We start from the raw sequence: 26,764 nt of genomic DNA, 5'->3' as shown, positions 1-26,764 counted from the left end.
CGGCGATGACGATGAAGAAAATCACGATGGCCGTGCTGTCCTCGGCCGTGGTCGCGGGCGCGGCGTGGGCCGCGTATGCGTTCGCGCAGGAGCCGGCTTCGGCGCCGCGCGTGGAAACCCAGGTCGCGCAACCGCAGGCAGCGGCCGCGAGCGACGCCGACAAGGCGCTGATCGAGAAGGGCCGCTATCTCGCGGCGGCGGCGGACTGTATCGCGTGCCACACGGCGAAGGGCGGCAAGCCGTTCGCTGGCGGTCTGGGGATCGACTCGCCCATCGGCAAGATCTATTCGACCAACATCACGCCCGACAAGACGACGGGGATCGGCGACTACACGTTCCAGGACTTCGACAACGCCGTGCGTCGCGGCGTGGCGAAGAACGGTTCGTCGCTCTATCCGGCCATGCCCTACGTCTCGTACGCGAAGGTCAAGCCGTCGGACGTGAAGGCGCTGTACGCGTACTTCATGCGGGGCGTGCAGCCGGTCGAGCAGGCGAACAAGCCGACGGATATCGTCTGGCCGCTCTCGATGCGCTGGCCGCTGCGCTTCTGGCGCATGACGTTCGCGCCCGACGCGATCACCGACGACAGCCCGCTGCCGAACGATCCGATCGTGCGCGGCCGCTACCTCGTGGAAGGCCTCGCGCATTGCAGCGCGTGCCACACGCCGCGCGGCGTGGGGCTGCAGGAGAAGTCGCTCACGGACGACGGCCACACGTTCCTCTCGGGCGGCGTGATCGACGGCTATCTCGCGAAGAACCTGCGCGGCGACAGCAAGGACGGTCTCGGCACGTGGAGCGAGGCGGATATCGTCGCGTTCCTGAAGGGCGGCCGCACCGCGCATTCGGCGGCGTTCGGCGGCATGACGGAAGTGGTCGAGAACAGCACGCAGCACATGAGCGATGCCGATCTCGCCGCGATTGCCGCGTACCTCAAGACGCTCAAGCCGGTCGACACCGCGGGCAGCGCGCTCACGGCGAATCCGGCGGCGGCCGCGGCGTTGCGCGCGGGCACCGACCGCAGCAACGGCGCGCTGACGTTCCTCGATAACTGCGCGGCGTGCCACCGCACGAGCGGCGTGGGGTATTCGGAGACGTTCCCGGCGCTGGCGCTGTCCTCGGCCGTCAATTCCGACGATCCGACTTCGCTGATCCATCTCGTGCTGCAAGGCGGCGAGATGCCGTGGACGAAAGCGGCGCCCACGCACTACGGCATGCCCGGTTTCGCCGATCGTCTGACCAACCGCGATATCGCCGACGTGCTGACCTTCGTGCGTTCGAGCTGGGGCAATCACGCACCGGCCGTGACCGCCGATCAGGTCGCGAAGGTGCGCGGCGCGGTCAAGGCGCCGGCTCAGCCCACGCGCGCGGAGAATCCGTAAGCGCGGTGCGCGGCGCGGTTTGACGTGACACCGCGCCTGCCATGAAAAACGCCCGATGCAATGCATCGGGCGTTTTGTTTTGTGCGCCCGGCGTGGCCGGTGCGCTGGCCGGATTTTTTCGCCGATGTGTTGCCCGGCGTGCCGTTGCGCTCAGGATTCCGCGGCCGCGGCGGCGCTCACCGGAGCGGCGGGCGCATTGTCCGACGCGCCGCGCACCTGCGTGACCCACAGTACCGTCACGCACGTGAGCGCCGCCGCGATCCAGCCGTTTTCGCCATAGCCGACGATCGTGCCGTTCGCGCCGGTCGACAGCAGCAGCCCGCCGAACCACGCACCGATACCGGTGCCGAGCGCCTGCACCGCGCTGTTCGCGCTCAGGAACGCACCGCGCCGCGACGGCTCGGGGATCGTCGTGAGCAGGGCCTGGAGCGGCACCATGCGGCTCGACATGCCGATCATGAACACCGCGAAGAACGCCACCAGCGCGAGAAAAGGCAGCGTGGGCAGATGCGTGACGATCAGCACCGGCGCGAGCGAGACGAGCGCCGTCAGGCGGAAAATCCGGTGCTTGCCGTAGCGGTCGGACAGGCGGCCCACCGCGCGCGCGGTCAGGAGCGTGGACGCGCCACCCGCCATGTAGAGCCACGAAATCTGTTGCGGCGCGATGTGGTGATTGGCGACGAGCATCGGCGAGATGAACGGAATCACCATCATGTGCGCGGTCATCATCGTGAAGGTGAGCCCGAATGCCTTCAGGTGCCGCGGCAGCGTGAGGAGTTGCCACAAACGCGGCACGATTTCGGCGAGCGGCGTGCGCTGTTCGAGATGCCCGGTGAGCGACGGCACGACGCGCGAACCCGCGAGCCAGATCGCCACGGACAGCACGACCAGCAGCAGGAACGGCGTACTCCAGCCGAACCGCGCGCCGAGCAGCACGCCGGCCGGGACGCCCGCAATGGCGGCGATGGAGAACGCCGTCATGATCGTGCCCGTCGCGGCGCCGCGCCGCGCGACCGGAATCACGTCGCTGACGATGGCCATGACGATGGAGCCGAGCACGCCGCCCGTGAGCCCCGCGAACGCGCGCGCGGCCAGCAGCAGATGAAAGTTCGGCGCCAGCGCGCAACCGAGATTCGACAGCGCGAACAGCGCATACGCCACTTGCAGCAAGCGGCGCCGGTCGAAGCGGTCGATATAGGTGGCCGCGAGGAGTCCTGACAATCCCGAGCAGAGCGAATACGCCGAGACGGCCGTTGCGAATGCCGCGGGCGTGATCGCGAACGCATGCATGATCTGCGGGCCGAGCGGCATCATCACCATGAAGTCCATGATGACGGTGAACTGCGTGAGCGCCAGCAGCCAGAGCAGCGTGCGCTCACGCAGCGGAGTGAGAGAAAGTGTCATGAGTGGCGTCGAGCCAGAGTTCGAGGGCGCGGCAGGGCTGCCACGCCTCGCATTATCGATTGTCGACCCTTAATCGTCGATGGTCTCGTGAGCGGCCTGCGCGCCGCGCCGCCAGTAGGCCGAGGCGCGCACGCGCTTTTTGTCCACGCCGCGCTCGTTGCACAGATGCGCGCGCACCGCGCGGATCGCCGAGGCTTCGCCCGCCGCCCACACGTAGCCTTCGCCGGGCGGCAGCCAGACTTGCGACACGGCGTCCACCAGCGGTTGATCTGTCTCGCTTTCGTCGCGATACACCCACGTCGCGTAGAGATCGGCTTCGGTCGGCAGTTCGATGCGGGCCGCGCGATTCGCCACTTCGACCACCACGGCCACGCGCGCGTTCGCGGGCAGTTCCGCGAGTCGCCGCGCGATGGCGGGCAGCGCGGTTTCGTCGCCCACCAGCAGGTGCCAGTCGAATTCCTTGGGGATCACCATCGAGCCGCGCGGGCCGCCCACGCCGAGATACTGGCCCGGCTGCGCCTGCGCCGCCCACGCGGTGGCGGGACCGGCCTCGTGCAGGGCGAACTCGAGATCGAGTTCGTTGCTTTGCGGGTCGTAGCGGCGCGGCGTGTAATCGCGCGCGGCCGGACGGGCGACGCCTTCGGGGAACACGGGACCGTCGGGGCCGAGGCTCGGCACGGCCGGCTTGTCGGCCCCTTCGGCGGGGAAAAACACCTTGACGTGGTCGTCGAACGACGCCGACACGAAATCGCTCAGATCGCCCGTGAGCGTCACGCGCACGAGCGCGGGCGACACGGGGGCGACGCGCGCCACGCGCAACAGGCGGAATTTCAGCGGGTGACGTACGCGGACGACTTCGAGTTGGGACGAGTTCTGCATGAGTGGCTCCGATGCTGGGTGGCGCGGCGCGCGGGCGCGCCGCGTATCGATTGGGTGGATGAGGGGCGAGGGCGTGGCGATCGCACGGATTGCCGGGATCGCCCGGGCCGCTCGAGCGGTTTGCTTGAGCGGCCTCGATGAGTGACTCGCTTGCGCGGACTCAGGCGCCGCCTTTTTCGATTTCCTCGGTGGCGCGCGCGAGGATCGCGGCGATGCGGCGCTGTTCGTCGGGCGAGACGTCGGAGCGGCGCAGTAGCGCGTGCTTGAGTGCGCGGCGCGCTTCGATCAGTTCGCGCACCCAGCCGCTCGCGTCCGAAACGTCCTCGCCGGCGAGCGCGCGGCGCATCACGTCCATCTTGCGGCCGAAGTGCGTGAGCTTCGCGAGGATCAGGTCGGCGCGCTCGCGGTTTTCGTCCAGATACGTGCGGCCTTCGGGCGACAGCTCGTAGCGCTTGCGGTTGCCCTCGAGCGTCACGCTCACGTAGCCGAGTTCTTCCAGATACGTGAGCGCCGGATACACCATGCCGGGGCTCGGGCTGTAGAAACCGTTCGAGCGCGCGTCGAGCGCCTTGATGAGTTCGTAGCCGTGGCTCGGACGCTCGGCGAGCAGCACGAGCAGCATGAGTTGCAGGTCTTCCGACGTGAACTTGCGGCCGCGGCCGAAACCGTCGCCGTCGCCGAAACCGCCGCCGCCGCCGAACGGACCGAAGCCGCCGCGGCCGAAGCCTTCGCCGAAACCGCCCGGGCCATCGCCGCCGCCGGGACCGCGATGGCGGCCCATGGCGTGGCGCAGCGCGCGGAACGCGTGACGGGCGGCATGCCGGTCGATGAATTCGGCGCCGTGCTTGGCGGCATGCAAACGGTCGAGTGCGGCCGCGAAGAAGTCGCGCGGATCGCGCTCACGGCGGCGTTCCGATTCGCTTTCGCGGGCTTCACGGCCTTCGCCGAAGCGGCGGCCGTAGTGATGATGAGGGTGGCGCATGGGGCCTCCTGAGTTCTGAGTGTCTTAAAACATGTCTTAAGATATATATCGTAAGAGCGTTTGTCAAAGCATTTTCGTGCGTTTATTTAGGGATGGATGCGCGACCGGGTCGCGCGCATGCACTCATGCAGCGGCACTCGAATGCATGAAAACCCGAACTGCACTCAAGTTCTGCTTCAGACTGGCCGTTATTGGACGGATGGGCCGTTTTTCGGTGGATCACGGCACTTTGTTGCAGCTCACGAAGAAGGGAATGACATGCAGATTCAACCAGCGAGCGCGGCCACGGCCGTCTACGGCACGGGCTCGAACGCCACGGGTTCGAACACGAATTCGAATGCACAGGGCTCGACGGGCGCGGCGAACGGCAGTACCGCTGCGGCGTCGGCTTCGTCGGCGGCTTCGACCTCGGGGTCGACTTCGGGGTCGACTTCGGGATCGACAAGCGCTAGCGGCACTTCGGCTTCGTCAGGCACGACGAGCGGCGGCAGCGCGACCAGTTCGGCATCGGGCAAGTCGGGCGGCGGAGGCGGAGGCGGCGGTGGTGCCGCGTCGAGCAGTTCGGCATCGTCGGAACTCGATTCGTTGAACGCGTTGATCGCATCGCTCGAATCGCAACTCTCGCAGGTGAGCTCGCAAACATCGGGCGCGGCCTCGCAGGGCGCGAACGCGGGCGAGATCAGCCGGATCAAGGCGCAGTTGCAGAGCGCGCAAAGCGCGTTGAGTTCGGCGGCGCAGAGTTCGGACGACAGTCAGGTCACGCAGATCGCGGCGCAGCTGGAAAGCGCGCAAGGCACGCTCGCGCAACTGATGCTTGCGAACGGCATGACCACGGGCCTCGTTTCGACAACGGCCTGACCATGGGCGATCGCGAAAGGATCGTGCCCGCGTCGATGCAAGGCCTGGTGGAGCGCGCCGGCTATGTGCCGGCCGTGAAGGTGGGCGACACGGTGTATTGCGCGGGGCAGGTCGGACGCACGGCCGATCTGGCCGTGATCGCTGATCCGGAGGCGCAATTTATTGCATGCTGGGAGAACCTGCGTCTCGTGCTGGCGGCAGCCGGTTGCACGTTCGACGATGTCGTCGACATGACCACTTACCACGTGCACATGAGCGCCCATATGCCGGTGTTTCGCGAGGTGAAGAACCGCGTGTTTCCGCGCGGAACGTGCGCATGGACCGCGATCGGCGTGGCCGAACTCGCGCATCCTGGCTTGCTGGTGGAAATCAAGTGCGTGGCGGTACAGAGGCGCACGGCCGGCGGGTGAAGCGGTGCGGTGAGCGCTTAGTGGAGCGCCGCGCTGATTTTGGTGCTGAGGTTCGACATCATGTTCGTGAACAGCGCCGGAATGTTCGTGGTGAGTGAACTGCCCGCCACTAGCACCGCCGCCACGACGATACCGGCGATCAGCGCGTATTCGAGCGCGCTGACGCCGCGCTCGTCGCGGTACAACGTATTAATGATTTTCCACATGACCATTCCTGGAATTCGGCACGCTCCGTCCCCCTTGACGGATTTGCGCGGCTCTCATTCTAGGTAGTCTTTATAAAAACACAATGGGTGATGCCCGCGAGTGTTGGGTATTGTTCAATTCGCGGACATAGCGATGGACAAATCGCCGAAGAGCCGAAAAGTCGCAATGCGGTCAATGACTTGCGCAAACGTTTTACGTGGCTTTTTTATGGGAGCCTGAATCTCGCAGCGGCTCCCGTTAAATGCGCTATTTCTCCGGTTTGAAAAACGACGTTTATGTGACGCGTATCGCAGCGCATGCCCGGTGAGCGAATGGCGGGTTTCTCGCTTCCGCCCATCCGCCCTCAAAAAATCGACCGCCCCGTGCGCGTCGTGAGCCATTCCAGCGCCATCTGCCCCACTTGTGAGTTCCCCGTCGGGTCCAAACCCGGCGACCATACGCAAACCGCGAATTCGCCCGGCAGCACCGCGACGATGCCGCCGCCCACGCCGCTCTTCGCCGGCAAGCCCACGCGATAGACGAAGTCGCCGGCCGCGTCGTAGGTGCCGCAGGTCAGCATCAGCGCGGAAAGACGCTTGGCCGAACTCGCGTCCACGACCTGTTCGCCATTCGCGGGCGAAACGCCGCCGTTGGCGAGAAAGAGCGCGGCGCGCGCGAGTTCCACGCAGTTCATCGAGATCGCGCACTGGCGGCAATACGCGTCGATCACGGCGTCGGCGGGCATGTCCATGTTGCCGAAGCTCGCCATGAAATGCGCCATCGCGCGATTGCGCTCGGCATGCGCGAGTTCCGATTCCGCCACGCGCAGGTCGTAGTCGATCGAGGGCTCGCCCGTGAGTCGCCGCACGAATTCCACGAGCGCGGTTTCGGCGCGCACGAAGCGGCGGCACAGCACGTCGGTGACGACCAGCGCGCCCGCGTTGATGAACGGGTTGCGCGGCTTGCCCGCTTCGAATTCGAGCTGCACGAGCGAGTTGAACGCGTTGCCCGAAGGTTCGCGGCCCACGCGGTCCCAGAGCGAATCGCCGAGCAGCTGAAATGCGAGCGTGCAGGCGAACAGCTTCGAAATGCTCTGGATCGAGAAGCGCAGGTCGGCGTCGCCGCTGCGATAAACGTGGCCGTCCACCGTCACGATCGCCATGCCGAAGTGCTCGGCGCGCACGTTCGCGAGTTCTGGGATGTAGTCGGCCACGCGGCCGCGCCCGAAGTGCGGGCGCAGGTCGCGGTAAATCTCGTCGAGTATCGACGCGTAATCCGGTGAGGTCATTGACGCAGAAAGTGGGTGATCAATGCGCGCCTGCCGCGCCGCCGCCGCCCTTGCCGCGCGTCGATTTGGTGATCCAGATGAGCGGAATGATCGCCAGAAAGATGATCGCCGAAATATAGAAGATGTCGTTCAGGCCCATCATCGCGGCTTGCGTCGTGAGCTGGAAGTCGAACAGCGCGCGCGAAGAGGGCTCGCTCAAATGCAACACGGTTTGCGTTTGCGAAATGGCCGCGTTGAACGTGGGGTTGTCGACGGAAGCCTGCTCCGTGAGCCGCGCATGGTGCAGGATCGTGCGATTGTTCCAGGCGTTGGTTGCGATCGAGGTGCCCACGGCGCCGCAGAACACGCGCACGAAGTTCGAGAGCCCCGCGGCCGCCGGCACGCGCTGCGGCGGCTGGCCCGCGAGAATGATCGCGGTGAGCGGCACGAAGAACAGCGCCATCGGCACGCCTTGCAGCAAGGTGGGCAGCACCAGATGGAACGTGTCGATCTCCACCACGTACTTCGAGCGCATGTAGAACACCACCGCGAACAGCACGAACGCCACGGTCGCGATAATGCGCGCGTCGGAGCGCGGCAGGATGCGCCCGACCACGGGCGAGAGCAGCATGGCGAAGATGCCGAGCGGCGCGGTCACGAAGCCCGCGTCCACGGAACGGTAGTTCAGATACTCCTGCATCCATTGCGGCAACAGCACGAGATTGCCGAAGAACACCGCATAGGCCACGGAAATCGCGATCGTGCCGCCGAGAAAGTTTCGCTGTCCGAACAATCGCAAGTCGACGATCGGGTGCTCCTCGGTGAGTTCCCATACGAGGAAGAACGCGAAGCTCACCAGCGCGACGAGGCCAAGCCCGACGATCACGGGCGAGTTGAACCAGTCGAGGTCCTTGCCCTTGTCGAGCATGATCTGCAGCGAGGCGACCCACGCGATCAGCAGGCCGAGCCCCACGATGTCGATCGGCGGCTTGCGCGTGGCGGACTCGCGCGTGCGATAGATCGACCACGTGATGAAGCCCGCGAACAGACCCACGGGAATGTTGATGTAGAAGATCCACGACCAGTTGTAGCTGTCGGTGATCCAGCCGCCGAGCGCCGGGCCCGCGATCGGGCCAACCGTTGTGGTCATGGCCCAGAAGGCGAGCGCCGTGGCGGATTTGTCCTTTGGCCAGGAGCCGAGCAGGATGGCCTGCGAGAGCGGAATCAGCGGTCCGGCCACGGCGCCTTGCAGCACGCGCGCGACCAGCAGGATGGGCAGCGTGGGAGCGATACCGCACAGCCACGAGGCCAGCACGAACGAGAGAATCGAGGCCACGAACAGGCGTATCTGACCGAAGCGCTGCGTGAGCCAGCCCGTGAGCGGGATCGACACGGCATTCGCGGCCGCGAACACGGTGATGACCCACGTGCCTTCGTCGACGGACACGCCCAGGTCGCCCGAGATGGTCGGAATGGCCACATTGGCGATCGACGTATCGAGCACGTTCATGAAGGTCGCGAGCGCGACGGCAACGGTGGCGAGGATCAGGCGGCCGCCTTCGAGCGGCGGCGGTGGCGCGGGTGTGGCTGCGGGTTGGTTCAAGCGTGTTCTCCGCTGATTCGGTGACGTGGTGCGATGGCGCGCGGCGCTCGCGTGGTGCAGCTGCGGGTGGCAGTTGCGCGCGGCGGCCAATATGGCGATGATTCCGTCGGCGGAACCTGACAGCGGCACAGGATACCCGTAATTGCCGCGAACCATCGCCGCGCGGAGAAGCAGCCCCACGCGATGGCGGGGTTTTGCGGGTGCGTTTGTTTTCGATTGCCTTACATATTGCCGATTTCGCGGCCGAGCCGTTTGCCAACGCGCTTCGATGTGGCGTTGGGCCGCGTGCTGGCGCGCCCACGCGCGGCGCGGCCGTCGTATCCTTGCGCCTGCCGCGCGTACGGCCAGTTAGGCACGGCCAGTTTGGCACGGCCGGTTTGGCACGGCTGGTCAAGTACGGCGCGCATGCACTATATAAACATCAAGACTGGATTGAACCCGTTAGGGGAGGCCTGACCATGAGCTGGGAACCGTTCGAAGGAGGCTGGCGCCTTGCGCCCGCCGATGGCGCCGCGCGCGCGCTCGTCGTGCTGCTGCACGGCGTGGGCAGCAACGCACAGGATCTGACGCCGCTCGCCGATGCGTGGGGCGCCGCGCTGCCCGGCGTCGCGTTCGCGTCGCTCGACGGCAACGAGCCGTTCGACGGCGGCTTCGGCGGCCGCCAGTGGTTCAGCCTGCGCGACATCAACGAGACGAATCGCGAGGCGCGCACGGCCGCGGCCGCGCAAACGTTCGAGCGCCGTCTCGAGGCCGAGCTGGCGCACTGGGGCGTCGGCCACGACGCGCTCGCGCTGGTCGGCTTCTCGCAAGGCACGATCATGTCGCTGTATCACACGGCCACGCAGGACGCGGGCGCGGCGGCCGTGATCGGCTACTCGGGCCGGCTCGTCACGCCGGTCGTCGCGAAGAGCCGCACCGTGATCACGCTCGTGCACGGCGAAGACGACGAAGTGATTCCGGTGCTCGAAACCGAGCGCGCGGCCGTCGCGTTCAGCGACGCGGGCTTCGCCGTGACCGCCTACGCGTTGCCGCAAGTGGGCCACACGATCACGCCGCAAGGCGCGATGCTCGGCCGCGACGCGCTGGTGCGCGCGCTCGTGCGCGAACCGGCGAGCCACTGAACCGGCGGCCGCGAGGGCGTTGCCCGGCGCGCGGGATATCGGCGTATCGACGCAATCGGCGAAATTCCGCTGAGGAATCATGCCGATATCCCGCGCGGGTGACGCCGCGGCGCGACCGCATAGCCAGTTATTTTTGGCGCGGCTAAAGTCTGCGCCGGTCGCGGCCGTTATCCCGGGTGTCGCTGCGGCCATGTGGGCCGCGAGGCCCGTTCCGAATGGCGCACGGGGTCGTCCGCAAAGTACGGACGCGCGCCATCGGCACGCCTTCACGGCGGGCGCATCGCCTGCCGGGGCGTTCATTCCGCACGCACAAAGACCAATATGGCCCGAGCCAAGCCGCACTCCTTCCTTGCCAGACGGCTGACCCGCCACGACGTGGCGCTCGATCTCGGCACGGCCAACACCCTCATGTTCACCGCCGGCGAAGGCATCGTGCTCAATCAGCCGTCCGTGGTCTGCTTCGAGCGCCGCGCGAGCGCGGGCGAGACGAAAGCGACCGTGGCGGCGGTGGGCGCCGAAGCGAAAGAGCTGCTCGGCCGCACGCCCGCGAATCTCGAAACGGTGCGCCCGCTCTCCCATGGCGTGATTGCCGATTTTTCCGCCGCCGAGCACATGATGCGGCGCTTCGCGGCGATGGCGCAGCCGTCATCCCGGCTGGGACGTCTCGGCCGGTTCGGCCGCCGTGCGTCGTTCACCGTGTGCGTGCCCGAAGGCGCGACCCACGTGGAGCGCCGCGCGATTCGCGAAGCGGCGTTCGCGGCCGGTGCGGCGCGCGTGAGCTTCATCGACGAATCGCTGGCGTCGGCGCTCGGCGCGGGCTTGCCCGTGGACGAAGCAACCGGCTCGATGATCGTCGATATTGGCGGCGGCACCACGGAAGTCGGCATTCTCGCGCTGGGCGGCGTGGTCTGCAGCGGCTCGGTGCGCGTGGGCGGCGACCAGTTCGACCGCGCGATCGTCGACCACGTGCGCGCGCTCTACGACGTCGTGCTGGGCGAGCAGACCGCCGAGCACGTGAAAAAGACCATCGGCAGCGCGTTGCACGGCGAACCCGTCGAACGCGCCCGCGCCACGGGCCGCAGTCTCGCCGACGGCCTGCCGCGCACCATCGAACTCACCAGCGAAGATATCGCCGACGCGCTCGCCGCGCCGCTGCGCGCCGTGATCGGCGTGGTGCGGCGGGTGATCGAGACGGCGCCGCCCGAACTCGTGACCGACATCGCCGGCAACGGCATCGTGCTGACGGGCGGCGGCGCGTTGCTCGGACGCCTCGACCAATGCCTCGCCGCGGAACTCGGCGTGGCGGTGCGCGTGGCCGACGAACCGCTCACCTGCGCCGTGCGCGGTGCGGGCGCGGCGGCGGCGTATGCGGGCGAGCACGGCTACGCGGCGGCCGAATAAACGCGCGCGTTCCCATCTAAAACCTCGGTCGAGGACGCCCATTCTCGCGTTTTCGCGTGCGGCTACGGGAAAACCCGCACGCACGAGGCGCGGCCGTGGGACAATACGCCTCTTTACCGGCGCGCGCCGCTGTGCCCGATACGTGTCTCGCCGTTGAAGCGACGCGATCGCGCCCGAATGGCCGTTAGAGCCGCGCGCCGCCGAATGGTCGTCTCCACATTTTTTCGCCGTGAATCCAGTTGATTTTCCGGCCCCCGGCACGTTCGTCGAACTGCCCGGCGGCCTGCCCATGCCTTATGTCGAACGCGGCGAGGGCGAGCTTCTTCTCTTCGTGCACGGTTCGCTGTGCGATTACCGTTACTGGCAGCCGCAGCTGGCGGGCCTCGCGCCGCACTACCGCTGCGTTTCCGTGAGCCTCTCGCATTACTGGCCCGCGAGCCGGATCGCCGACGATCAGCCGTTCAGCTGGAGCCATCACGCCGACGAACTCGCGCAGTTCATCGACGCGCTCGGCGCCGGTCCCGCGCACGTGATCGGCCATTCGCGCGGCGGCGCGGTGGCGTTCCAGTTCGCGCGCCGTTATCGCGATCACGTGCGCACGCTGACGCTCGCCGACCCGGGCGGTCCGGTGCAGCAGCCCGGGCAGACGCTCGCGACGCTGCCCGAAACCGTCAACGCACTGCGCGCGCGTGCCGTGGCGCTGATCGCGGCGGGCGAGGTGAATGCGGGCCTCGAATTGTTCGTCGACTCCGTGAGCCGCCCCGGTTTTTGGGCCAGGAGCACGAACGCGTTCCGCCGCATGGCGACCGACAACGCCCACACGCTCGGGCCGCAATTCCACGATCCGCTGCCCGCGTTCACGCGCGAGGCCGCCGCCGAAGTGCATTGCCCCGTGCTGTTGATCGACGGCCAGCTGAGCCCCGAAGTGTTCCATCGCGCCGTGGCCGCGCTCGAAGCATGGTTGCCCGACGCGCGCCGCGCGACCGTGGAGGGCGCTTCGCACGGCATGAATCTCGCGCGCCCGGCCGCGTTCAACGAATTGATCGACGGTTTCGTGAGCGGCTTCGCGCGATAAATCGCGTGCCAACCGCGCGATATCGCCGGATCGTTCGGCATCCGTAATAATTCCGCGGATAAAAAAAGCGGCCCCACGGGCCGCTTTTTTACGTCGCGCGAAACTCAGTCGCGGCCATGCGCGTGCGCGTCGAGCTTCAGCTCGGCGGCTTCGCCCACGAGGCCCGCGTAGTAGAGATGCACGCCGATGGCGAGCGAGTCGTTGCGGATTTCGTGGAACGCCTTCCAGGCCTTCTTCGGGTCCTTGAATACGAGGTAGTGCGCTTCCTGCGAAACGAGGCGCGCCACCTGGTTCAGGCCGTGGTTCTGCAGCTTGCCGACCAGTTCGTCGAGGCTGCGGTGCGTGCGCGCGTCGGTGCGCGGATACAGCATGTGCAGCACGGCCACGCGTTCGGTAGCGAGCGCGGCCGAGAGGGCGACCACGATGTCCTGGTGATTGAGTGCCGTGACAACGGCGCCCTCTGCGAGTTCGTCTTCTGCGAACAGGGTGTCGATCGAAATGTTCATCTGTTCCTTCCTTACGTTTTGCTTTAAGCGCGTGTGGCAATAATTACCGCGGTGCAATTCGACTGGCGAATCGCATGTCAAGCAGTATCGCAGAGGTGAAGTGTCGCATGTTGCATTGCACTAGCAAAATATTGTTGCAAGAACTTGTATTAAGCTAGATGAAAGCTTGACAGTGTTGCGGTGTAAAAGAGGCATTGTTGCGAATTGCGCTATCAATCGATGCTGCATCGCGCCGTAGAATGCGGCATGCGGTCGCAGCTTGCAGTGGCGCCTACGCCACTTTGCCGCGCTGCGATCATTTGCGAAGTGACAGCAAAAAGGACACAACATGATCGATTCGAAGACACACGCTACGCTCACGATCCCCGGTCAGGCGGAGAGCGTCCAGTTGCCGGTCTACCAGGGCACGATGGGCCCGGACGTGATCGACATCCGCAAGCTGTACGGCCAGACGGGCATGTTCACGTACGACCCCGGTTTCATGTCGACGGCGTCGTGCAATTCGGCGATCACCTATATCGACGGCGACAAGGGCGAGTTGCTCTATCGCGGCTACCCGATCGACAATCTCGCGCAAAACGCCGACTTCCTCGAAAGCTGCTATCTGCTCCTCAAGGGCGAACTGCCGACGCAGGCGCAAAAGGACGAATTCGTCGCGATGGTCACGAACCACACGATGGTTCATGAGCAAATGCACTTCTTCTTCCGGGGGTTCCGCCGTGACGCGCATCCGATGGCGATTCTGGTGGCGGCGGTCGGCGCGCTGTCCGCGTTCTATCACGACTCGCTCGACATCAATAACCCGGAACATCGCGAAGTGTCGGCGATCCGCATGATCGCGAAGCTGCCCACGCTGGTGGCGATGGCGTACAAGTACACGGTCGGCCAGCCGTTCGTGTATCCGCGCAACGATCTCTCGTACAGCGCGAACTTCATGCAGATGATGTTCTCGAACCCGGCCGAAGAGTACAAGGTCAACGACGTGCTGGTGCGCGCGCTCGACCGCATTCTCATTCTGCATGCGGACCACGAGCAGAACGCGTCCACCTCGACGGTGCGTCTCGCCGGTTCTTCGGGTGCGAATCCGTTCGCGTGTATCGCGGCGGGCATCGCGTGCCTGTGGGGGCCGGCGCACGGCGGCGCGAACGAAGCCGCGCTGAACATGCTCGAAGAGATCGGCTCGGTCGACAACATTCCGAAGTTCATCGAGCAGGTGAAGGACAAGAACTCCGGCGTGAAGCTGATGGGCTTCGGTCACCGCGTGTACAAGAACTACGATCCGCGTGCGAAGCTGATGCGCGAAACGTGCTACGAAGTGCTCAACGAACTGGGCCTGCACGACGACCCGCTGTTCAAGCTCGCCATGGCGCTCGAAAAGATCGCGCTCGAAGACGAATACTTCGTGTCGCGCAAGCTTTACCCGAACGTCGACTTCTACTCGGGCATCGTGCAGCGCGCGCTGGGCATTCCGACCGCGATGTTCACCTGCATCTTCGCGATGGCGCGTACGGTGGGCTGGATCGCGCAGTGGAACGAAATGATCGGCGATCCGGAACAGAAGATCGGCCGTCCGCGTCAGCTGTTCATCGGCGAGACGGCTCGCGAAGCCAAGCCGATCGCGCAGCGCTGAGCATTGTCGCGCCGCTGTCGTTCGAGATCGCGCAACACGATCGATAACGATGTAGCGTAAAAAGCAGCCTGAAAACGGGCGCCCGCACGTGAAAGCGTGCCGGCGCCCGCAATTTTTTCCGCGCACGGTATTTGCAGACGGCCCGCATGACCGCGCATCCTTCAGCATCGCAATGGGCTAAGCCGCTAGAATCGAAACCGAAGCAAGGTAGGCGACCTAACGGAGGCATTGCAATGCAGGATCCTGAAGGACTCGGCGGCGTCACGCGAGCAGGCGGCGTGGATCATCCCCGGCAAGACATCGACGGCGCGTTCATCGCGCCCGAAACGCCCGAGGTCGCGAGCGCGACCCAGCACGTGCTGAAGTCGGGCGGCACCTTCATCGTCAACGACCCGCTCGGCGACATCACCGGCATCGACGACGGTCTCTTCGTCAACGACACGCGCGTGCTTTCCTCGCTGCGTCTCACGTTCGGCGGCCGCGTGCCCTCACTGCTCTCGGGCAGCGTGAGCAGCGACAACACCGCGTTCACCGCGCACCTCACCAATCGCCCGTTGCCGCCGCTCGGCGGATCGACCACGCCCGAAGGCGTGATCCACGTTTCGCGCGAACGCGTGCTCTCCGGCACGATGATGACCGAGGCGATCGAACTGACGAACTACGGCACGACGGACGCCGTGGTGCCCGTGTCGGTCTCGTTCGCGAGCGACTTCCGCGACATGTTCGAAGTGCGCGGCCTTAAGCGCGAAAAACGCGGCACGCTCACGCCGCCGCGTGTGGAAGAAGGCACGGTGCGGCTCGAGTACATCGGCCTCGATCACGTCGCGCGCCGCGTGCGCATCGACTTTTCACCGGCGCCCGCGCAACTGCTCGCCGATCGCGCCGACTTCACCGTCGATCTGCCCGCGCAGGCGTGCGTGTCGCTTTACCTCACCGTCTCGATCGAAGTGGAAGCGCTCGAAGGCGCCACGCCCGGCGCGCCGAGCGCCGGCATCATCCAGCCCGATCATTGCCTCGTGAATTCGGGGCAGCGCGTGGGCCGCGCGGCCATGCGCGCGGCGCTCGTCGACTCGCATATCGTGATGCGCGAGCGGCGCCGTTCGGCGGCGCGGCTGCGCTCGAGCAATCCGCTCTTCAATGCGTGGATCAACCGCTCGATCGCCGATCTCGGCCTGCTCACGACCGATCTGCCCACCGGCCCGTATCCGTACGCGGGCATTCCGTGGTTCTCCACGCCGTTCGGCCGCGACGCCGTCATCACCTCGCTGCAAACGTTGTGGCTCACGCCCGCGCTGGGGCGCGGCGTGCTGCGCTTTCTCGCGGCGCATCAGGCGCGCGAGGATTCGGCGTTCCGCGACGCGGCGGTCGGCAAGATCATGCACGAGATGCGCAAGAGCGAGATGGCCGCCACGGGCGAAGTGCCGTTCGCGCTCTATTACGGCGGCGTGGATACGACGCCGCTCTTCGTGGTGCTCGCGGGCGCGTATGTCGATCGCACCGGCGACCTCGCGTTGATCGACGAACTGTGGCCCGCGCTCGAACGCGCGGCCGCGTGGGTCGCGGGCGTTTGCGATCGCAACAAGCTCGGTCTGCTCGACTATCGGCGCGAATCGGAAGGCGGCCTCGCGAATCAAGGCTGGAAGGACAGCCACGACTCCGTGTTCCATGCCGACGGCCGTTTCCCCGACGGCCCGATCGCGCTCGTCGAAGTGCAGGCCTATGCGAGCGCCGCGTTCGAGACGATGTCGCGTTTCGCCACGCATCGCGGCCTCGTCGAAGACGCCGCGCGCTATGCGGCGCGCGCCGCGAAGATTCGCCGCGCCGTGGAGGAAAAGTACTGGATGCCGGAGTCGGAGTTCTATGGCATCGCGCTCGACGGCCACGGCGAGTTGTGCCGCGTGCTCGCCTCGAACGCGGGGCATCTGCTCGCGTTCGGCCTGCCCGAGTACGAGCGCGGCCGCGCCGTCGCGGGCATTCTCGAGTCGGCGTTGTTCCACACGGGCTGGGGCGTGCGCACGCTGGCGGCGGGCCAGGCGCGCTTCAATCCGATGGCGTATCACAACGGCTCGGTCTGGCCTCACGACAACGCGATCTGCGCGCGCGGCCTCGCGCGCTACGGGCGCAAGGAAGCGGCGGTGCGGCTCTTGCAGGCGCTGTTCGAAGCGGCCGTGACCTTCGACATGCGCTTGCCCGAACTGTTCTGCGGTTTCCCGCGCCGCCGCGGCGAGCCGCCTACGGCGTATCCCGTTGCGTGTCTGCCGCAGGCGTGGGCCGCGGGTTCGCCGTTCATGATGCTCGAAGCGTGCCTGGGCGTGACGATCGACGCGGCGCGCAACGAAGTGCGCGTCGAACAGCCGATGCTGCCCGAAGGCATCGACTGGCTCGAAGTGGGTGATCTGCGCGTGGGTAAGTCGACGGTCACACTCACGTTCCGGCGCGTGGATGGCGGCAAGGTCGTGGCTTCGGCGGACCGCAGCGACGTGAAGGTGGTCGCGCTGCTGTAACGCCAACGTCGCACGGCGTGATGAAGGCGGGCGTGTTTCCAATCGGAAATGCGCCCGCTTCGTCGTTTTTGGCGAAGGCGATTCGCTTAGGGAATCCGCAAATTGTCGCCGGAAAACAGCGCGTGTATAGTGCGTCGGATCCGTGTGTTTCCTATCGGAAACATATGATTCGGTCCAATTTCAAGGGATTCGCACCATGAACGTATCGACGCTCCTCGACGAACTCGGCATCGCACAGTGCACGCAGGCGGCTGACAGCGGCGATCAACACGGTATCGCCGTGCATTCGCCAATCGACGGCGCGCGCATCGGCCGCGTGGCGAGCCAGTCCATTGCCGAGGTCGATGCGGTGCTCGCGCAGGCGCAGCAGGCCTTCAAGGCGTGGCGCGACGTGCCCGCGCCGCGTCGCGGCGAACTCGTGCGCCTGCTCGGCAACAAGCTGCGCGAGAAGAAACGCGCGCTCGGCGCGCTCGTTACGCTGGAGACCGGCAAGATCCTGCAGGAAGGCATGGGCGAAGTGCAGGAGATGATCGACATCTGCGACTTTGCCGTGGGCCTCTCGCGTCAGCTTTACGGCTTGACGATCGCCTCCGAGCGCCCCGGTCATCGCATGGCCGAAACCTGGCATCCGATGGGCGTGTGCACCGTGATCTCGGCGTTCAATTTTCCCGTGGCCGTGTGGTCGTGGAACGCGGCGCTCGCGCTCGTGTGCGGCAACGCGGTCGTGTGGAAGCCTTCCGAGAAAACCCCGCTCACGGCGCTGGCCGTCGACGCCATTCTGCAAGACGCGTTGCGGGAGTTCGGCGATGCGCCCGCGGGACTGACGAGCGTCGTGATCGGCGGCCGCGAGGTGGGCGCGAAGCTCGTGGCCGACCCGCGCTCGACCATCGTGAGCGCGACGGGCAGCACGGAAATGGGCCGCGCGGTGGGCGTGGAAGTCGCCCGCCGCTTCGGCCGCTCGCTGCTCGAACTCGGCGGCAACAACGCGGGCATCGTCGGTGCAACGGCGAACCGGGAACTCGCGCTGCGCGGCATCCTGTTTTCGGCGGTGGGCACGGCGGGGCAGCGCTGTACTTCGCTGCGCCGCCTGTTCGTGCACGAGAGCGTGTACGACACGACCGTCGAACGCCTCAAGACGCTCTACGGCAAGGTCAAGATTGGCAATCCGCTCGAACAGGGCACGCTGATGGGACCGCTTATCGACGAGCACGCGTTCACGCGCATGCAGGCGGCGCTCGCGCAGGCGAAACGCGAGGGCGGCACGGTGTTCGGCGGCGAGCGTCATGCGGTGGCGGGCAGCGAGCAGGGCTTTTACGTGCGCCCGGCGATCGTCGAAATGCCGAAGCAAACCGGGGTCGTGCTGACTGAAACCTTCGCGCCCATTCTCTACGTGCTCAAGTACGCCGATTTCGACGAGGCCATCGCCGCGAACAACGCCGCCGCGCATGGTCTTTCGTCATGCGTGTTCACGAACGACCTGCGCGAGAGCGAGCGTTTCCTTTCCGATGCGGGCAGCGACTGCGGCATCGCCAACGTCAACATCGGGCCGAGCGGCGCGGAGATCGGCGGCGCCTTCGGCGGCGAGAAGGAAACGGGCGGCGGCCGCGAATCGGGCTCCGATGCGTGGAAGGCCTATATGCGGCGCGCGACCAATACGGTGAATTATTCTTCGGCGTTGCCGCTGGCGCAGGGCATCGATTTTAGTGTCGAGTGAGTTGGGCGGGTGTCGAGTGATCGTAAAAAAGCCCGCGTTTTGCGGGCTTTTTTATGCGCTGTCCTTCGCGACCTCTCTCGCTAGCGCAACGAAGCGCTCGACACACGCCGCCCCGAACGGCTCGACCCACGATAGCGTTTGCTCGAGCCCATGCCCGCCCTGGAGTGGCACATACGTCACGCCCGGCCGCTGCAACGTGCGTGTGAACGCGGGCACGATCGCCACGCCGCGTTCGGCCGCCACGAGCGACACGAGCGTGGCGACCTGCGAGGCCGTCGGGCCGAGACGCGGTGTGATGCCCGCTTGCGCGCACAGCGTGTCGAGCGCCGTGTTGATCGCGGAGCCGTAGCCGGGCGGAAACACGAGAAAGGTTTCGTCGCGCAACGCCGTGAAGTCGAGCGCCGGTCGCGCGGCATGCGCGCTGCCGGACGGCACGGCCGCAACCAGCGGCTCGCGCGTCACCACGAGCGTTTTGAGGCCGTCTTCGCGCGCATCGCGCGCCGACCAGCCAAAGCCGATATCGAGCGTGCCGTCTGCGATCTGCCGCTGCTGGCTCGCCGTCGCGACCTCGCGAAACGTGAGGTCGACGTCGGGTAATGCGCGGCCCGCGCGGCGCACGATTTCCGCGAACGCCTCGGACATCGGAATCGAACTCGTATAGCCGATCGCGATGCGGCCGGCCACGCCTTGCGCCATCTTGCGCGCCGAGTTTTCCGCTTCGCCCACCGCCTGCAACACGGTGCGCGCGCGCTCGAGAAACAGCGCGCCTTGCGGCGTGAGCTGCACGGAACGCGTGGAGCGCTCGAACAGACGAATGCCCAGTTCGGTTTCGAGCGCCGCGATATGGCGCGTGAGCGGCGGTTGGGCGATGCGCAGGCGTTCGGCGGCGCGGCCGAAGTGCAATTCCTCGGCGACGGTCACGAAATAGCGTAGGCGGCGCAAATCGAGCATTGTTGTCCTGGCGGTATCAATGGCGATGAAAACGGTATTGGCGCGTGCGCTGCGCAATCGTCAGACTGTCGATACGACCCGACATCGACATCGACACACACGCACTCACTCCTCACGTGAACGAACGAAAATATCGCGCCGCGTTTTTCCTCTGCGGCTTCGCGGCCTTCATCAATCTTTATTCGACGCAAGGCATCCTGCGCGAACTCGCGCTCGCCTTCGACGTGAGCGCGGAGCACGCGGGGCAGGGCGTGAGCGCGACCACGCTGGCCGTCGCCATTATCGCGCCCTTCGTGGGCTTGCTGGCGGCGCCGTTCGAACGTCGCAAGGCGATTGCGTGCGCGGCGCTGGCTTCGGCGTTGCCGGCGTTGTGGTCGGCGCATACCGCGAGCTTCGGCGCGTTTCTGGCGGCGCGCTTCGCGGCGGGCCTGCTGATGCCGTTCGTCTTCGCGCTCTCGATCACCTTCATTGGCGAGCGCTACGGCCGCGAAGGCGCGACCGAGGTGGGCGCGCTGTTCGTCGCTGGCACGACGCTCGGCGGCTTCGCGGGACGCTTCATCACCAACGGTCTCACGGCGATGCTGGGCTGGCGGCACGCGCTCGACTTCGACGCGTTGCTGTGTCTCGTCACGGGCTGCGCGATCTATGCGTGCCTGCCGGGTTCGCCCGCAGGCGCGTTGGCCTCGGCATCGACATCGGCATCGACGGAAAAAACCAGCGCCGCTCGCGCACCGTGGCGCAACGTGCTGCGCGCGCCTTTGCTCGCCTCGTTCGGCGTGGGCGCGTGCGTGCTCGCCTCGCAGGTCGCGACCTTCACGTTCATCGGCTTACGGCTCACGCGCGCGCCGTTTGCTTTCTCCACGGTCGGGATCGGAGCGATCTACGCGGTGTTTCTCGTCGCCGTGGTCGTCACGCCGATCTCGGGGCGCATCGCGCGGCATCGCGGTCCGCGCGATCTCGCGCTCGCCGCCGTGGCGCTGGGCATCGTCGGCAGTCTGTTCACGCTGTCGGGCAACGTGATCGCGATTCTGGTCGGCCTCGCGCTCGGCTCCACCGCGGTGTTCGTCGAGCAGGCGTCGGCCAACGCGTTCATTTCGCAGCGCGCCGCTAGCGCGCGCTCGACCGCCATCGGCATCTATCTCTCTTGCTATTACCTGGGCGGCAGTCTCGGCTCGGTGTTGCCCGTGCCGATGTGGCATCGCTGGGGCTGGGCCGGCTGCGTGGCGTTCGTGATCGGCGCGCAGGCGCTGGTGGGCGCGCTCGTGCACGCGTTCTGGCGCGAGGGTAGGCGCATGCCGGACGCGCCGCGAACGAGTGCGCCACGCGCCACGCGTTGAGATCGAATATGTCGATGACGCGTCGATGCCGTATCGCGCAACATCAGCAATCCTTAGCGTTTCAACCGTTCGCCAATTCGCACGACGAAACTCGCGAGCACCGCAAGCGCACCCACGGTATCGATCAGAGCCTGCAGCATGTTGTCTCCTCGCACTAGTCGGTGATTATTGGGCGCGCACGAAAAACCACGTGGTGATCGCGGCCGTGAGCAGCAACGTGCCAATGCGGATCACGCGCGCGGGCGTGCGCCGCCCCAGTTGCGCGCCCGCATAGCCGCCGCCGATCGACGCGACCAGCATCACGGCCGTCTGTTCCCAGTACACCGCGTGCGCGGCGATAAACGTCGCGACCGCCATGAGGTTGGCCGCGCTCACCATGAGCGTGCGGCGCGCGTTGAGCTGCTTCGGGTCCACGCCCTCGAGCAGGCCCCACACGGCGATCATCATGATGCCGACCGCGCCGCCGAAATAGCCGCCGTACACGCCCAGCGCGAACTGCACGGGCAGCATCACCGACTTGCCGATATGGCCGCGCGCCCGCAGCTTCGCCCCGACCGTTCTGCCGAACGCGAGCGTGAGAAATGCAACCAGCATCAACCACGGCAACGCCTCGCGAAACGCCGCCGACGGCGTATGCAGCAGCAACAGCGCGCCGCTCACGCCACCCAGGACCGTTACCGCCAACAGCACTTTCAGCGACACGCCGCCCGCGCCCGGGCTCAAACCGTCGCGATACGCCCACGCGCTCGCCAGCCCGCCTGGGAACAGCGCGACCGTGCTCGAAGCGTTCGCCTGAACCGGTGGCACACCGGCGGCGATGAGCGCGGGTAGACTGACGAACGAGCCGCCGCCGGCCAGCGCGTTCATCGCACCGGCCGCCAATCCCGCGGCGAAAAGGGTAAGGAGGGAGTCCATGCGACGATGCTACGTTTCGCGTCGGCCTTTCACAATCTGGAATTTCCAATGACCTACTTCGGCACAACCGAAGGCACGCGCGTGCGCGTCGACCTCACGGACATGCGGCTGATCCTGTCGATCATCGAGCACGGCAGCTTCACGCAGGGCGCACGCGCGATGAATCTCGCCCTGGCTTCGGTGAGCGAGCGCGTGGCGCGCATCGAGGGCGATCTCGGCGCGCCGTTATTCGAGCGCAGCCGCCGCGGCGTGCAGACCACGGCGGCCGGCGACGCGCTGGCGCGGCACGCGCGCCTGATCCTGCGGCAAGTGGAAGAGTTGCACGGCGACCTGCACATGTACGCGCAGGGTTTGCGCGGGCGCGTGCGCCTGCTCGCGAATACCGCTTCGCTCACGAGCTATCTACCGCCCAGGCTGCGGCGTTTTCTCTGCGCGTGCCCCGATCTTTCCGTCGATCTGGAGGAGCGGCCGAGCATCGAGATCGTCGAGGCGCTGCTGGACGAGCGCGCCGAACTGGGCGTGGTCGCCGACACGACCGATCTGTTCGCGCTGCAGACGCGCCTGGTCGCCGAGGACCGGCTCGTCGTGGTGATGAGCGCGGCGCATCCGTTCGCGCAGCGCCAGCGCGTGAGCTTTCCGGAGCTGCTCGACGAACCGTTCGTCGGTCTCGCCGACGGCGCGCTCGAAGTCCATCTCGCGGAACGCGCGGCGCGGCTCGGGCGGCAGATTCCGTATCGCATCAAGCTGCGCAATCTCGCCGAGGTCGGGATGATGATCGAGGCGGGCGTCGGCATCACGGTGTTGTCCGAGGCTGGCGTCGCGCAACTGCGGCAGAGCGGGCTGAGCGTCGTCGCGCTCGACGCCCCGTGGGCGGCGCGGTGTTTGTACCTGTGCGCACGCGATTTCCGGGCGCTCACGCCCGCGGCCGCGCGGCTCGCCGAACATCTCGATCTGCTTCGTTCGGACGACGAAGCATAACCAGAGTCTGGCGTGACGGCGGACGTTCAGCGCAGCAACGCGTCCAGACTCGCCACCGCCGCGCGCGACACCTCCAGCAGACGCGCTTCGCCCATGCCTTCGCGCGCGCCCGACGACAACCCCGACATCAGCGTGGAAACGAAATCGGTCACACGGTCCGCCGCCTGCGGATGCGTGGCCGCGACGAACTCGCGCACCTGCGCGCGCCGCCGTTCCGCAATGCGCCGCGCCATCGGCGCGCTCTCGCTGGCGTCGTTGCCCCGCGCCGCTTCGAGCACGAGGCAGCCGCGCCGCTGCGGGTCTTTCGCGTAGTTGCGCGCCGCCTGCTCGAGCAGGTCGGCGAGTGCCTCGACAGGCGCGCGGCCGGGCCGCAGCACGCCGCCCAATGCGATTTCGGTACTGGCGTAGCGCTCCAGCACGCGCTCGAAAAAATCCGCCTTGCTGCCGAACGCCGCGTAGAAGCTGGGCGGCTTGATGCCCAGCGCGTCGGTGATCGCGCTCAGGCCGACCGCCTCGTAGCCCGCCGCATGGAACAACTGCTGGCCAATGGCGAGCGCGCCGTCGGGATCGAACGCGCGCGGTCGGCCGCGTCCGGGTTTCGTCCCCGTATCGGCGGGCGTCTTTAAATTAGTGGTCACTAAAAAATTCCTTGCTCATGCGTTCGCTGAAATATATAGTGGTCGCTAAATTAATTCAAGGAATCTGACATGGCGATGCAGGACAGCAAGGACTGGCGCGGCAAAACGGTGATGGTGGTGGGCGGCAGCCGCGGGATCGGCTCGGCCATCGTGACGGCGTTCGCGGCCGCGGGCGCCACGGTGCGCTTTACCTATGCGGGTTCGCGCGACGCCGCGCTCGCGCTTGCCGAAACCACGGGCGCGCAGGCCGTTCAGGCCGACGCCGCCGAGCGCGCGGCGCTGCTCGACTCGATCCGCGCGGCGGGGCCGCTCGACGCGTTCGTCTACAACGCCGGGCTGCTGCTGAGCGGCGACCCGTTGACGCTCGACGCCGACGCGGTCGACCGGCTCATCGACGTGAACGTGCGCGGCGCGTACCACGCGATGGTCGAAGCGGCGCGCAGGATGCCGGACGGCGGCCGCATCATCGCCATCGGGTCCGTGCATGGCGACCGCATGCCGTTCGCGGGCATCACGGCGTACGGCATGAGCAAGTCGGCGTTGCAGGGCCTCGCGCGCGGTCTCGCCCGCGACTTCGGGCCGCGCGGCATCACCGTGAACGTCGTCCAGCCGGGCCCGACCGACACCGACATGAATCCCGCCGACGGTCCGCTCGCCACGCAAATGCACGACGAAATGGCGATCCGCCGTCACGGCACGGCGAGCGAGGTGGCGCAACTCGTGATGTATCTCGCGTCGCCGCCCGCGCGCGGCATCACCGGCGCGATGCACACCATCGACGGCGGGTTCGGCGCATGAGCGCGACGGGAGACACGGTCACGATCCACGTGACTTACACAGGCGAAGCGCACGCGCGCTTCGATCGCGCGTGGTACGTGGAGCGTCATCTGCCGCTCGTGCTGCGGCTTTGGTCGCGCTACGGCTTGCTGCGTGTCGCGGCGTTTTTCCCGGCCGTGGCGCAGGACGGCACGCAGGCCGTGTGCGAGTGCACGTTCCGCGACGCCGCCGCCGTGGCGGCCGCGTTCGGTTCGCCGGAAAGCGCCGAAGTGATGGCCGACGTCGCGAATTTCACCGACATGACGCCGCGCCGCACGCGCGCGGCGGCAATTTAATCAGGATTCCCAATGAGCGAAGCTTTTGCACCGTGGACCACGACCGCCGCGCGCACGATCCGGCGCGGGCATTTCTGGATCGCTGGCGAACGCGTGACGACTGGCGATAAAACGGTTCAACGCGGGCCGATGTACGTCGAATGGGAAGCGCCCGAGCAGGTCGTGCGGCCGTGGCCCGTTGTGCTCATGCATGGCGGCGGCTTTCAGGGCACCGAATGGTTCGACACGCCCGACGGCCGGCCGGGCTGGGCGCAACGGCTCGTCGAGGCCGGTTATGCTGTGCTGGTCGTGGACCGCCCCGGCCACGGCCGCTCGCCGTATCACGTCGATACGCTCGGCGAGATGGGGCCGCCGTTCTTGTACGAAGGCGGCCAGCGCATCTATTTTCCCGGCGACGACGCGCGTCACACGCAATGGCCGTTCGCCAGCGACGACACCGCGGCGATGGACGAATTCATCGCCGGTTATGGCCCGCTGCCGCGCGATCTCGAGTTGTCCGAAACGATGGATGCCGATCGCACCGCCGCGCTGCTCGACCGCATCGGCCCGGCCATTCTGATCACGCATTCGGCGTCGGGGCCGGACGGCTGGCTCGTGGCGGACCGGCGCCCGCGGCTCGTCAAGGCCATCGCCGCGATCGAGCCGATGGGGCCGCCGTTCGCGGCGATTCCCAACATCGGCGCGATGCGTTGGGGACCCACGGCCGCGCCGCTGACGTTCGAGCCGCCCGTGCACGACCCCGCCGCGCTGCGCGAGATGCGCGCGGGCGACTACGCGCTGCCCGCGCTCGCCGGCTTGCCGATCCTGATCGTGACGGCGGAAGCCTCGGCGTTCGCGGCGGCGAGTCCGCCCACGGCCGCGTTCCTCAACGCGTGCGGTGCGTCGGCGGAACTGCTCGCGCTCGCCGATCACGGCGTGCGCGGCAACGGTCACGGTCTGATCTACGAACGCAACTCGGACGAGGCGCTCGCGCCGGTGCTCGACTGGATCGTGCGTAAAACGGAAGCGTAAGCGAATTAATCCGCATTCCTGATCAAAAGGAGCAGGCACATGGAAATCGGCATTCTCGGACTCGGCGCCATGGGCAGCGTGATGGCGCGCAATCTTGCGGGCGCGGGGCACACGGTCAAGGCATGGAACCGCTCGGGCGGCGCGGTGGAGGGCGTGACGATGGTGGCCTCGCAAGTAGAAGCCTTGCAGGGCGACGCCGCCTTCACCATGCTCGCCGACGACAACGCGATCCGCGAGACGCTGCTCGCGCCCGGCGTGCTCGAAGGCGCGCGCAAGGGCCTCGTGCACGTGGTGACATCGACGATCTCGGTGGCGTTCGCGCGCGAACTCGCGGCGCAGCATGCGGCTGCGGGCCTCGCGTATGTCTCGGCGCCCGTGCTCGGCCGCCCCGACGTGGCCGCGAAGGGCGAACTCAACGTGCTCGCGGGCGGCCCGCCCGAAGCGCTGGCAAAGGTGCGGCCGCTGCTCGACGTGATCGGCAAACGCGTCTGGGACATGGGCCCCGATGCGCCCACGGCGAATGCCGCCAAGATCGCCTGCAACATGATGATCACGATGGCGATCGAGGCGATGGCGGAAGCCGTGGTGCTCACCGAGAGCAACGGTCTCGCGCGCGAGTCGTTCTTCGAGCTGATCCTCGCGACGCTGTTCGGCAGCCGCTCGTATCAGGTGTATTCGGCGAACATCGCGGCGAACCGCTACGAGCCCGGTTTCAAGGCGAGGCTCGGTTTGAAGGACTTGCGTCTCGCCACGGAAGCGGCCAGCGAAACCGGCCGCGCGTTGCCGATGCTCGCGGCCGTGCGCGAGCGCATGTCGGACACCGTGGCGGCGGGCATGGGCGAACTCGACTGGTCCGCCATGGCCGCGTTGACGCTGGGGCAGGTGCCGCCGCCGCGCGACTGA

At 66.9% G+C, this 26,764-nt stretch carries 26 protein-coding genes; 15 read left to right on the top strand and 11 right to left on the bottom strand.

Translation table 11 applies throughout. The annotated features are described in order from the left end of the window. The first annotated feature begins 11 nt into the window (after nucleotides 1-11). On the top strand, nucleotides 12-1,379 hold the full coding sequence (locus FAZ98_RS16565) for a c-type cytochrome (RefSeq protein WP_407672116.1): 1,368 nt from the start codon (nucleotides 12-14) through the stop codon (nucleotides 1,377-1,379). Nucleotides 1,380-1,529: 150 nt separating this feature from the next. On the opposite strand, the gene FAZ98_RS16560 is transcribed toward FAZ98_RS16565, so the two are convergent. The 4 genes from FAZ98_RS16560 to FAZ98_RS16545 all read right to left on the bottom strand — a co-directional run bounded on the left by FAZ98_RS16560 (nucleotide 1,530) and on the right by FAZ98_RS16545 (nucleotide 5,159). Then, nucleotides 1,530-2,783, bottom strand: coding sequence for an MFS transporter (locus tag FAZ98_RS16560; RefSeq protein ID WP_158952399.1), 1,254 nt, complete (start codon nucleotides 2,781-2,783; stop codon nucleotides 1,530-1,532). A 69-nt stretch (nucleotides 2,784-2,852) separates the two neighbouring features. Next, nucleotides 2,853-3,662, bottom strand: a complete 810-nt coding sequence (locus FAZ98_RS16555) for a siderophore-interacting protein (protein ID WP_158952398.1) — start codon at nucleotides 3,660-3,662, stop codon at nucleotides 2,853-2,855. 160 nt (nucleotides 3,663-3,822) lie between these two features. Further along, on the bottom strand, nucleotides 3,823-4,644 hold the full coding sequence (locus tag FAZ98_RS16550; protein WP_158952397.1) for a PadR family transcriptional regulator: 822 nt from the start codon (nucleotides 4,642-4,644) through the stop codon (nucleotides 3,823-3,825). 293 nt (nucleotides 4,645-4,937) lie between these two features. Continuing rightward, entirely contained in the window at nucleotides 4,938-5,159 is a 222-nt protein-coding gene (locus tag FAZ98_RS16545; RefSeq protein ID WP_158952396.1) for a hypothetical protein, read from the bottom strand. 70 nt (nucleotides 5,160-5,229) lie between these two features. Between FAZ98_RS16545 and FAZ98_RS16540 the strand changes: the two genes are divergently transcribed. Further along, on the top strand, nucleotides 5,230-5,502 hold the full coding sequence (locus FAZ98_RS16540; protein ID WP_158952395.1) for a hypothetical protein: 273 nt from the start codon (nucleotides 5,230-5,232) through the stop codon (nucleotides 5,500-5,502). Between the two features lie 2 nt (nucleotides 5,503-5,504). Then, nucleotides 5,505-5,912 (top strand): RidA family protein, encoded by a 408-nt coding sequence (locus tag FAZ98_RS16535; protein WP_158952394.1) that lies wholly within the window; start codon nucleotides 5,505-5,507, stop codon nucleotides 5,910-5,912. 17 nt (nucleotides 5,913-5,929) lie between these two features. Here the strand turns inward: FAZ98_RS16535 and FAZ98_RS16530 are convergent, their stop codons facing one another. The 3 genes from FAZ98_RS16530 to FAZ98_RS16520 all read right to left on the bottom strand — a co-directional run bounded on the left by FAZ98_RS16530 (nucleotide 5,930) and on the right by FAZ98_RS16520 (nucleotide 8,911). Further along, the gene (locus tag FAZ98_RS16530; protein ID WP_158952393.1) at nucleotides 5,930-6,118 is read right to left on the bottom strand and encodes a Flp family type IVb pilin; all 189 of its coding nucleotides are present in this window, start codon (nucleotides 6,116-6,118) and stop codon (nucleotides 5,930-5,932) included. 344 nt (nucleotides 6,119-6,462) lie between these two features. After that, nucleotides 6,463-7,386 carry a glutaminase gene (locus FAZ98_RS16525; RefSeq protein WP_158952392.1) on the bottom strand — a complete coding sequence of 308 codons (924 nt, stop codon included), beginning with the start codon at nucleotides 7,384-7,386 and terminating at the stop codon, nucleotides 6,463-6,465. A gap of 19 nt (nucleotides 7,387-7,405) precedes the next feature. Next, nucleotides 7,406-8,911 (bottom strand): DHA2 family efflux MFS transporter permease subunit, encoded by a 1,506-nt coding sequence (locus FAZ98_RS16520; protein ID WP_233272822.1) that lies wholly within the window; start codon nucleotides 8,909-8,911, stop codon nucleotides 7,406-7,408. 515 nt (nucleotides 8,912-9,426) lie between these two features. On the opposite strand from FAZ98_RS16520, the gene FAZ98_RS16515 reads away from it, so the two are divergent. From FAZ98_RS16515 to FAZ98_RS16505, 3 genes are all read left to right on the top strand, one after another. After that, nucleotides 9,427-10,089: an alpha/beta hydrolase gene (locus FAZ98_RS16515; RefSeq protein ID WP_158952391.1), complete on the top strand. Its 663-nt coding sequence runs from the start codon at nucleotides 9,427-9,429 to the stop codon at nucleotides 10,087-10,089. A 321-nt stretch (nucleotides 10,090-10,410) separates the two neighbouring features. Further along, nucleotides 10,411-11,490, top strand: a complete 1,080-nt coding sequence (gene mreB, locus FAZ98_RS16510; protein ID WP_158952390.1) for a rod shape-determining protein — start codon at nucleotides 10,411-10,413, stop codon at nucleotides 11,488-11,490. A gap of 289 nt (nucleotides 11,491-11,779) precedes the next feature. Beyond that, nucleotides 11,780-12,565 (top strand): alpha/beta fold hydrolase, encoded by a 786-nt coding sequence (locus FAZ98_RS16505; RefSeq protein WP_158953957.1) that lies wholly within the window; start codon nucleotides 11,780-11,782, stop codon nucleotides 12,563-12,565. Between the two features lie 104 nt (nucleotides 12,566-12,669). Here the strand turns inward: FAZ98_RS16505 and FAZ98_RS16500 are convergent, their stop codons facing one another. After that, complete coding sequence (locus tag FAZ98_RS16500) at nucleotides 12,670-13,071, bottom strand: hypothetical protein (RefSeq protein ID WP_158952389.1); 402 nt, start codon at nucleotides 13,069-13,071, stop codon at nucleotides 12,670-12,672. Nucleotides 13,072-13,399: 328 nt separating this feature from the next. Between FAZ98_RS16500 and gltA the strand changes: the two genes are divergently transcribed. The 3 genes from gltA (at nucleotide 13,400) to amaB (ending at nucleotide 18,919) form a co-directional block, all read left to right on the top strand. Beyond that, a complete protein-coding gene (gene gltA / locus FAZ98_RS16495) occupies nucleotides 13,400-14,701 on the top strand; it encodes a citrate synthase (protein ID WP_158952388.1) in 1,302 nt (433 codons plus the stop codon). A 233-nt stretch (nucleotides 14,702-14,934) separates the two neighbouring features. Next, nucleotides 14,935-17,205 carry an amylo-alpha-1,6-glucosidase gene (locus FAZ98_RS16490; protein ID WP_158952387.1) on the top strand — a complete coding sequence of 757 codons (2,271 nt, stop codon included), beginning with the start codon at nucleotides 14,935-14,937 and terminating at the stop codon, nucleotides 17,203-17,205. Between the two features lie 196 nt (nucleotides 17,206-17,401). Next, complete coding sequence (gene amaB, locus FAZ98_RS16485) at nucleotides 17,402-18,919, top strand: L-piperidine-6-carboxylate dehydrogenase (protein ID WP_158952386.1); 1,518 nt, start codon at nucleotides 17,402-17,404, stop codon at nucleotides 18,917-18,919. Nucleotides 18,920-18,970: 51 nt separating this feature from the next. On the opposite strand, the gene FAZ98_RS16480 is transcribed toward amaB, so the two are convergent. Next, on the bottom strand, nucleotides 18,971-19,870 hold the full coding sequence (locus FAZ98_RS16480) for a LysR substrate-binding domain-containing protein (protein WP_158952385.1): 900 nt from the start codon (nucleotides 19,868-19,870) through the stop codon (nucleotides 18,971-18,973). Between the two features lie 116 nt (nucleotides 19,871-19,986). On the opposite strand from FAZ98_RS16480, the gene FAZ98_RS16475 reads away from it, so the two are divergent. Next, on the top strand, nucleotides 19,987-21,207 hold the full coding sequence (locus FAZ98_RS16475) for an MFS transporter (RefSeq protein WP_158952384.1): 1,221 nt from the start codon (nucleotides 19,987-19,989) through the stop codon (nucleotides 21,205-21,207). Nucleotides 21,208-21,372: 165 nt separating this feature from the next. On the opposite strand, the gene FAZ98_RS16470 is transcribed toward FAZ98_RS16475, so the two are convergent. Continuing rightward, nucleotides 21,373-22,122, bottom strand: coding sequence for a sulfite exporter TauE/SafE family protein (locus tag FAZ98_RS16470; RefSeq protein WP_158952383.1), 750 nt, complete (start codon nucleotides 22,120-22,122; stop codon nucleotides 21,373-21,375). A 48-nt stretch (nucleotides 22,123-22,170) separates the two neighbouring features. Between FAZ98_RS16470 and FAZ98_RS16465 the strand changes: the two genes are divergently transcribed. Then, nucleotides 22,171-23,100, top strand: coding sequence for a LysR family transcriptional regulator (locus tag FAZ98_RS16465; protein ID WP_158952382.1), 930 nt, complete (start codon nucleotides 22,171-22,173; stop codon nucleotides 23,098-23,100). 26 nt (nucleotides 23,101-23,126) lie between these two features. On the opposite strand, the gene FAZ98_RS16460 is transcribed toward FAZ98_RS16465, so the two are convergent. Continuing rightward, nucleotides 23,127-23,738: a TetR/AcrR family transcriptional regulator gene (locus tag FAZ98_RS16460; RefSeq protein ID WP_158952381.1), complete on the bottom strand. Its 612-nt coding sequence runs from the start codon at nucleotides 23,736-23,738 to the stop codon at nucleotides 23,127-23,129. Between the two features lie 69 nt (nucleotides 23,739-23,807). Between FAZ98_RS16460 and bdcA the strand changes: the two genes are divergently transcribed. The 4 genes from bdcA to FAZ98_RS16440 are packed head-to-tail and all read left to right on the top strand — an operon-like array spanning nucleotide 23,808 to nucleotide 26,764. Beyond that, on the top strand, nucleotides 23,808-24,536 hold the full coding sequence (bdcA, locus tag FAZ98_RS16455; protein WP_233272784.1) for an SDR family oxidoreductase: 729 nt from the start codon (nucleotides 23,808-23,810) through the stop codon (nucleotides 24,534-24,536). Beyond that, a complete protein-coding gene (locus FAZ98_RS16450; RefSeq protein WP_158952380.1) occupies nucleotides 24,533-24,850 on the top strand; it encodes an EthD family reductase in 318 nt (105 codons plus the stop codon). Before bdcA ends, FAZ98_RS16450 begins: the two co-directional genes overlap by 4 nt. A 12-nt stretch (nucleotides 24,851-24,862) precedes the next feature. Beyond that, nucleotides 24,863-25,861 carry an alpha/beta hydrolase gene (locus FAZ98_RS16445; RefSeq protein WP_158952379.1) on the top strand — a complete coding sequence of 333 codons (999 nt, stop codon included), beginning with the start codon at nucleotides 24,863-24,865 and terminating at the stop codon, nucleotides 25,859-25,861. 39 nt (nucleotides 25,862-25,900) lie between these two features. Next, nucleotides 25,901-26,764 carry an NAD(P)-dependent oxidoreductase gene (locus FAZ98_RS16440; protein WP_158952378.1) on the top strand — a complete coding sequence of 288 codons (864 nt, stop codon included), beginning with the start codon at nucleotides 25,901-25,903 and terminating at the stop codon, nucleotides 26,762-26,764.

Source organism: Paraburkholderia acidisoli, assembly GCF_009789675.1.
GTDB classification, from domain to species: domain Bacteria; phylum Pseudomonadota; class Gammaproteobacteria; order Burkholderiales; family Burkholderiaceae; genus Paraburkholderia; species Paraburkholderia acidisoli.
Note: the sequence above shows the minus strand (reverse complement) of the source record. Positions and strands in the feature narration are given on the sequence as shown.

Bases quoted from the DNA above. Each gene is read 5' to 3' on its own strand.
- FAZ98_RS16565 (WP_407672116.1), top strand. From the start codon at position 12: ATGAAGAAAATCACGATGGCCGTGCTGTCCTCGGCCGTGGTCGCGGGC.
- FAZ98_RS16560 (WP_158952399.1), bottom strand. From the start codon at position 2,783: ATGACACTTTCTCTCACTCCGCTGCGTGAGCGCACGCTGCTCTGGCTG.
- FAZ98_RS16555 (WP_158952398.1), bottom strand. From the start codon at position 3,662: ATGCAGAACTCGTCCCAACTCGAAGTCGTCCGCGTACGTCACCCGCTG.
- FAZ98_RS16550 (WP_158952397.1), bottom strand. From the start codon at position 4,644: ATGCGCCACCCTCATCATCACTACGGCCGCCGCTTCGGCGAAGGCCGT.
- FAZ98_RS16535 (WP_158952394.1), top strand. From the start codon at position 5,505: ATGGGCGATCGCGAAAGGATCGTGCCCGCGTCGATGCAAGGCCTGGTG.
- FAZ98_RS16530 (WP_158952393.1), bottom strand. From the start codon at position 6,118: ATGTGGAAAATCATTAATACGTTGTACCGCGACGAGCGCGGCGTCAGC.
- FAZ98_RS16525 (WP_158952392.1), bottom strand. From the start codon at position 7,386: ATGACCTCACCGGATTACGCGTCGATACTCGACGAGATTTACCGCGAC.
- FAZ98_RS16515 (WP_158952391.1), top strand. From the start codon at position 9,427: ATGAGCTGGGAACCGTTCGAAGGAGGCTGGCGCCTTGCGCCCGCCGAT.
- mreB (WP_158952390.1), top strand. From the start codon at position 10,411: ATGGCCCGAGCCAAGCCGCACTCCTTCCTTGCCAGACGGCTGACCCGC.
- FAZ98_RS16505 (WP_158953957.1), top strand. From the start codon at position 11,780: ATGCCTTATGTCGAACGCGGCGAGGGCGAGCTTCTTCTCTTCGTGCAC.
- FAZ98_RS16500 (WP_158952389.1), bottom strand. From the start codon at position 13,071: ATGAACATTTCGATCGACACCCTGTTCGCAGAAGACGAACTCGCAGAG.
- gltA (WP_158952388.1), top strand. From the start codon at position 13,400: ATGATCGATTCGAAGACACACGCTACGCTCACGATCCCCGGTCAGGCG.
- FAZ98_RS16490 (WP_158952387.1), top strand. From the start codon at position 14,935: ATGCAGGATCCTGAAGGACTCGGCGGCGTCACGCGAGCAGGCGGCGTG.
- amaB (WP_158952386.1), top strand. From the start codon at position 17,402: ATGAACGTATCGACGCTCCTCGACGAACTCGGCATCGCACAGTGCACG.
- FAZ98_RS16480 (WP_158952385.1), bottom strand. From the start codon at position 19,870: ATGCTCGATTTGCGCCGCCTACGCTATTTCGTGACCGTCGCCGAGGAA.
- FAZ98_RS16470 (WP_158952383.1), bottom strand. From the start codon at position 22,122: ATGGACTCCCTCCTTACCCTTTTCGCCGCGGGATTGGCGGCCGGTGCG.
- FAZ98_RS16465 (WP_158952382.1), top strand. From the start codon at position 22,171: ATGACCTACTTCGGCACAACCGAAGGCACGCGCGTGCGCGTCGACCTC.
- bdcA (WP_233272784.1), top strand. From the start codon at position 23,808: ATGGCGATGCAGGACAGCAAGGACTGGCGCGGCAAAACGGTGATGGTG.
- FAZ98_RS16450 (WP_158952380.1), top strand. From the start codon at position 24,533: ATGAGCGCGACGGGAGACACGGTCACGATCCACGTGACTTACACAGGC.
- FAZ98_RS16445 (WP_158952379.1), top strand. From the start codon at position 24,863: ATGAGCGAAGCTTTTGCACCGTGGACCACGACCGCCGCGCGCACGATC.
- FAZ98_RS16440 (WP_158952378.1), top strand. From the start codon at position 25,901: ATGGAAATCGGCATTCTCGGACTCGGCGCCATGGGCAGCGTGATGGCG.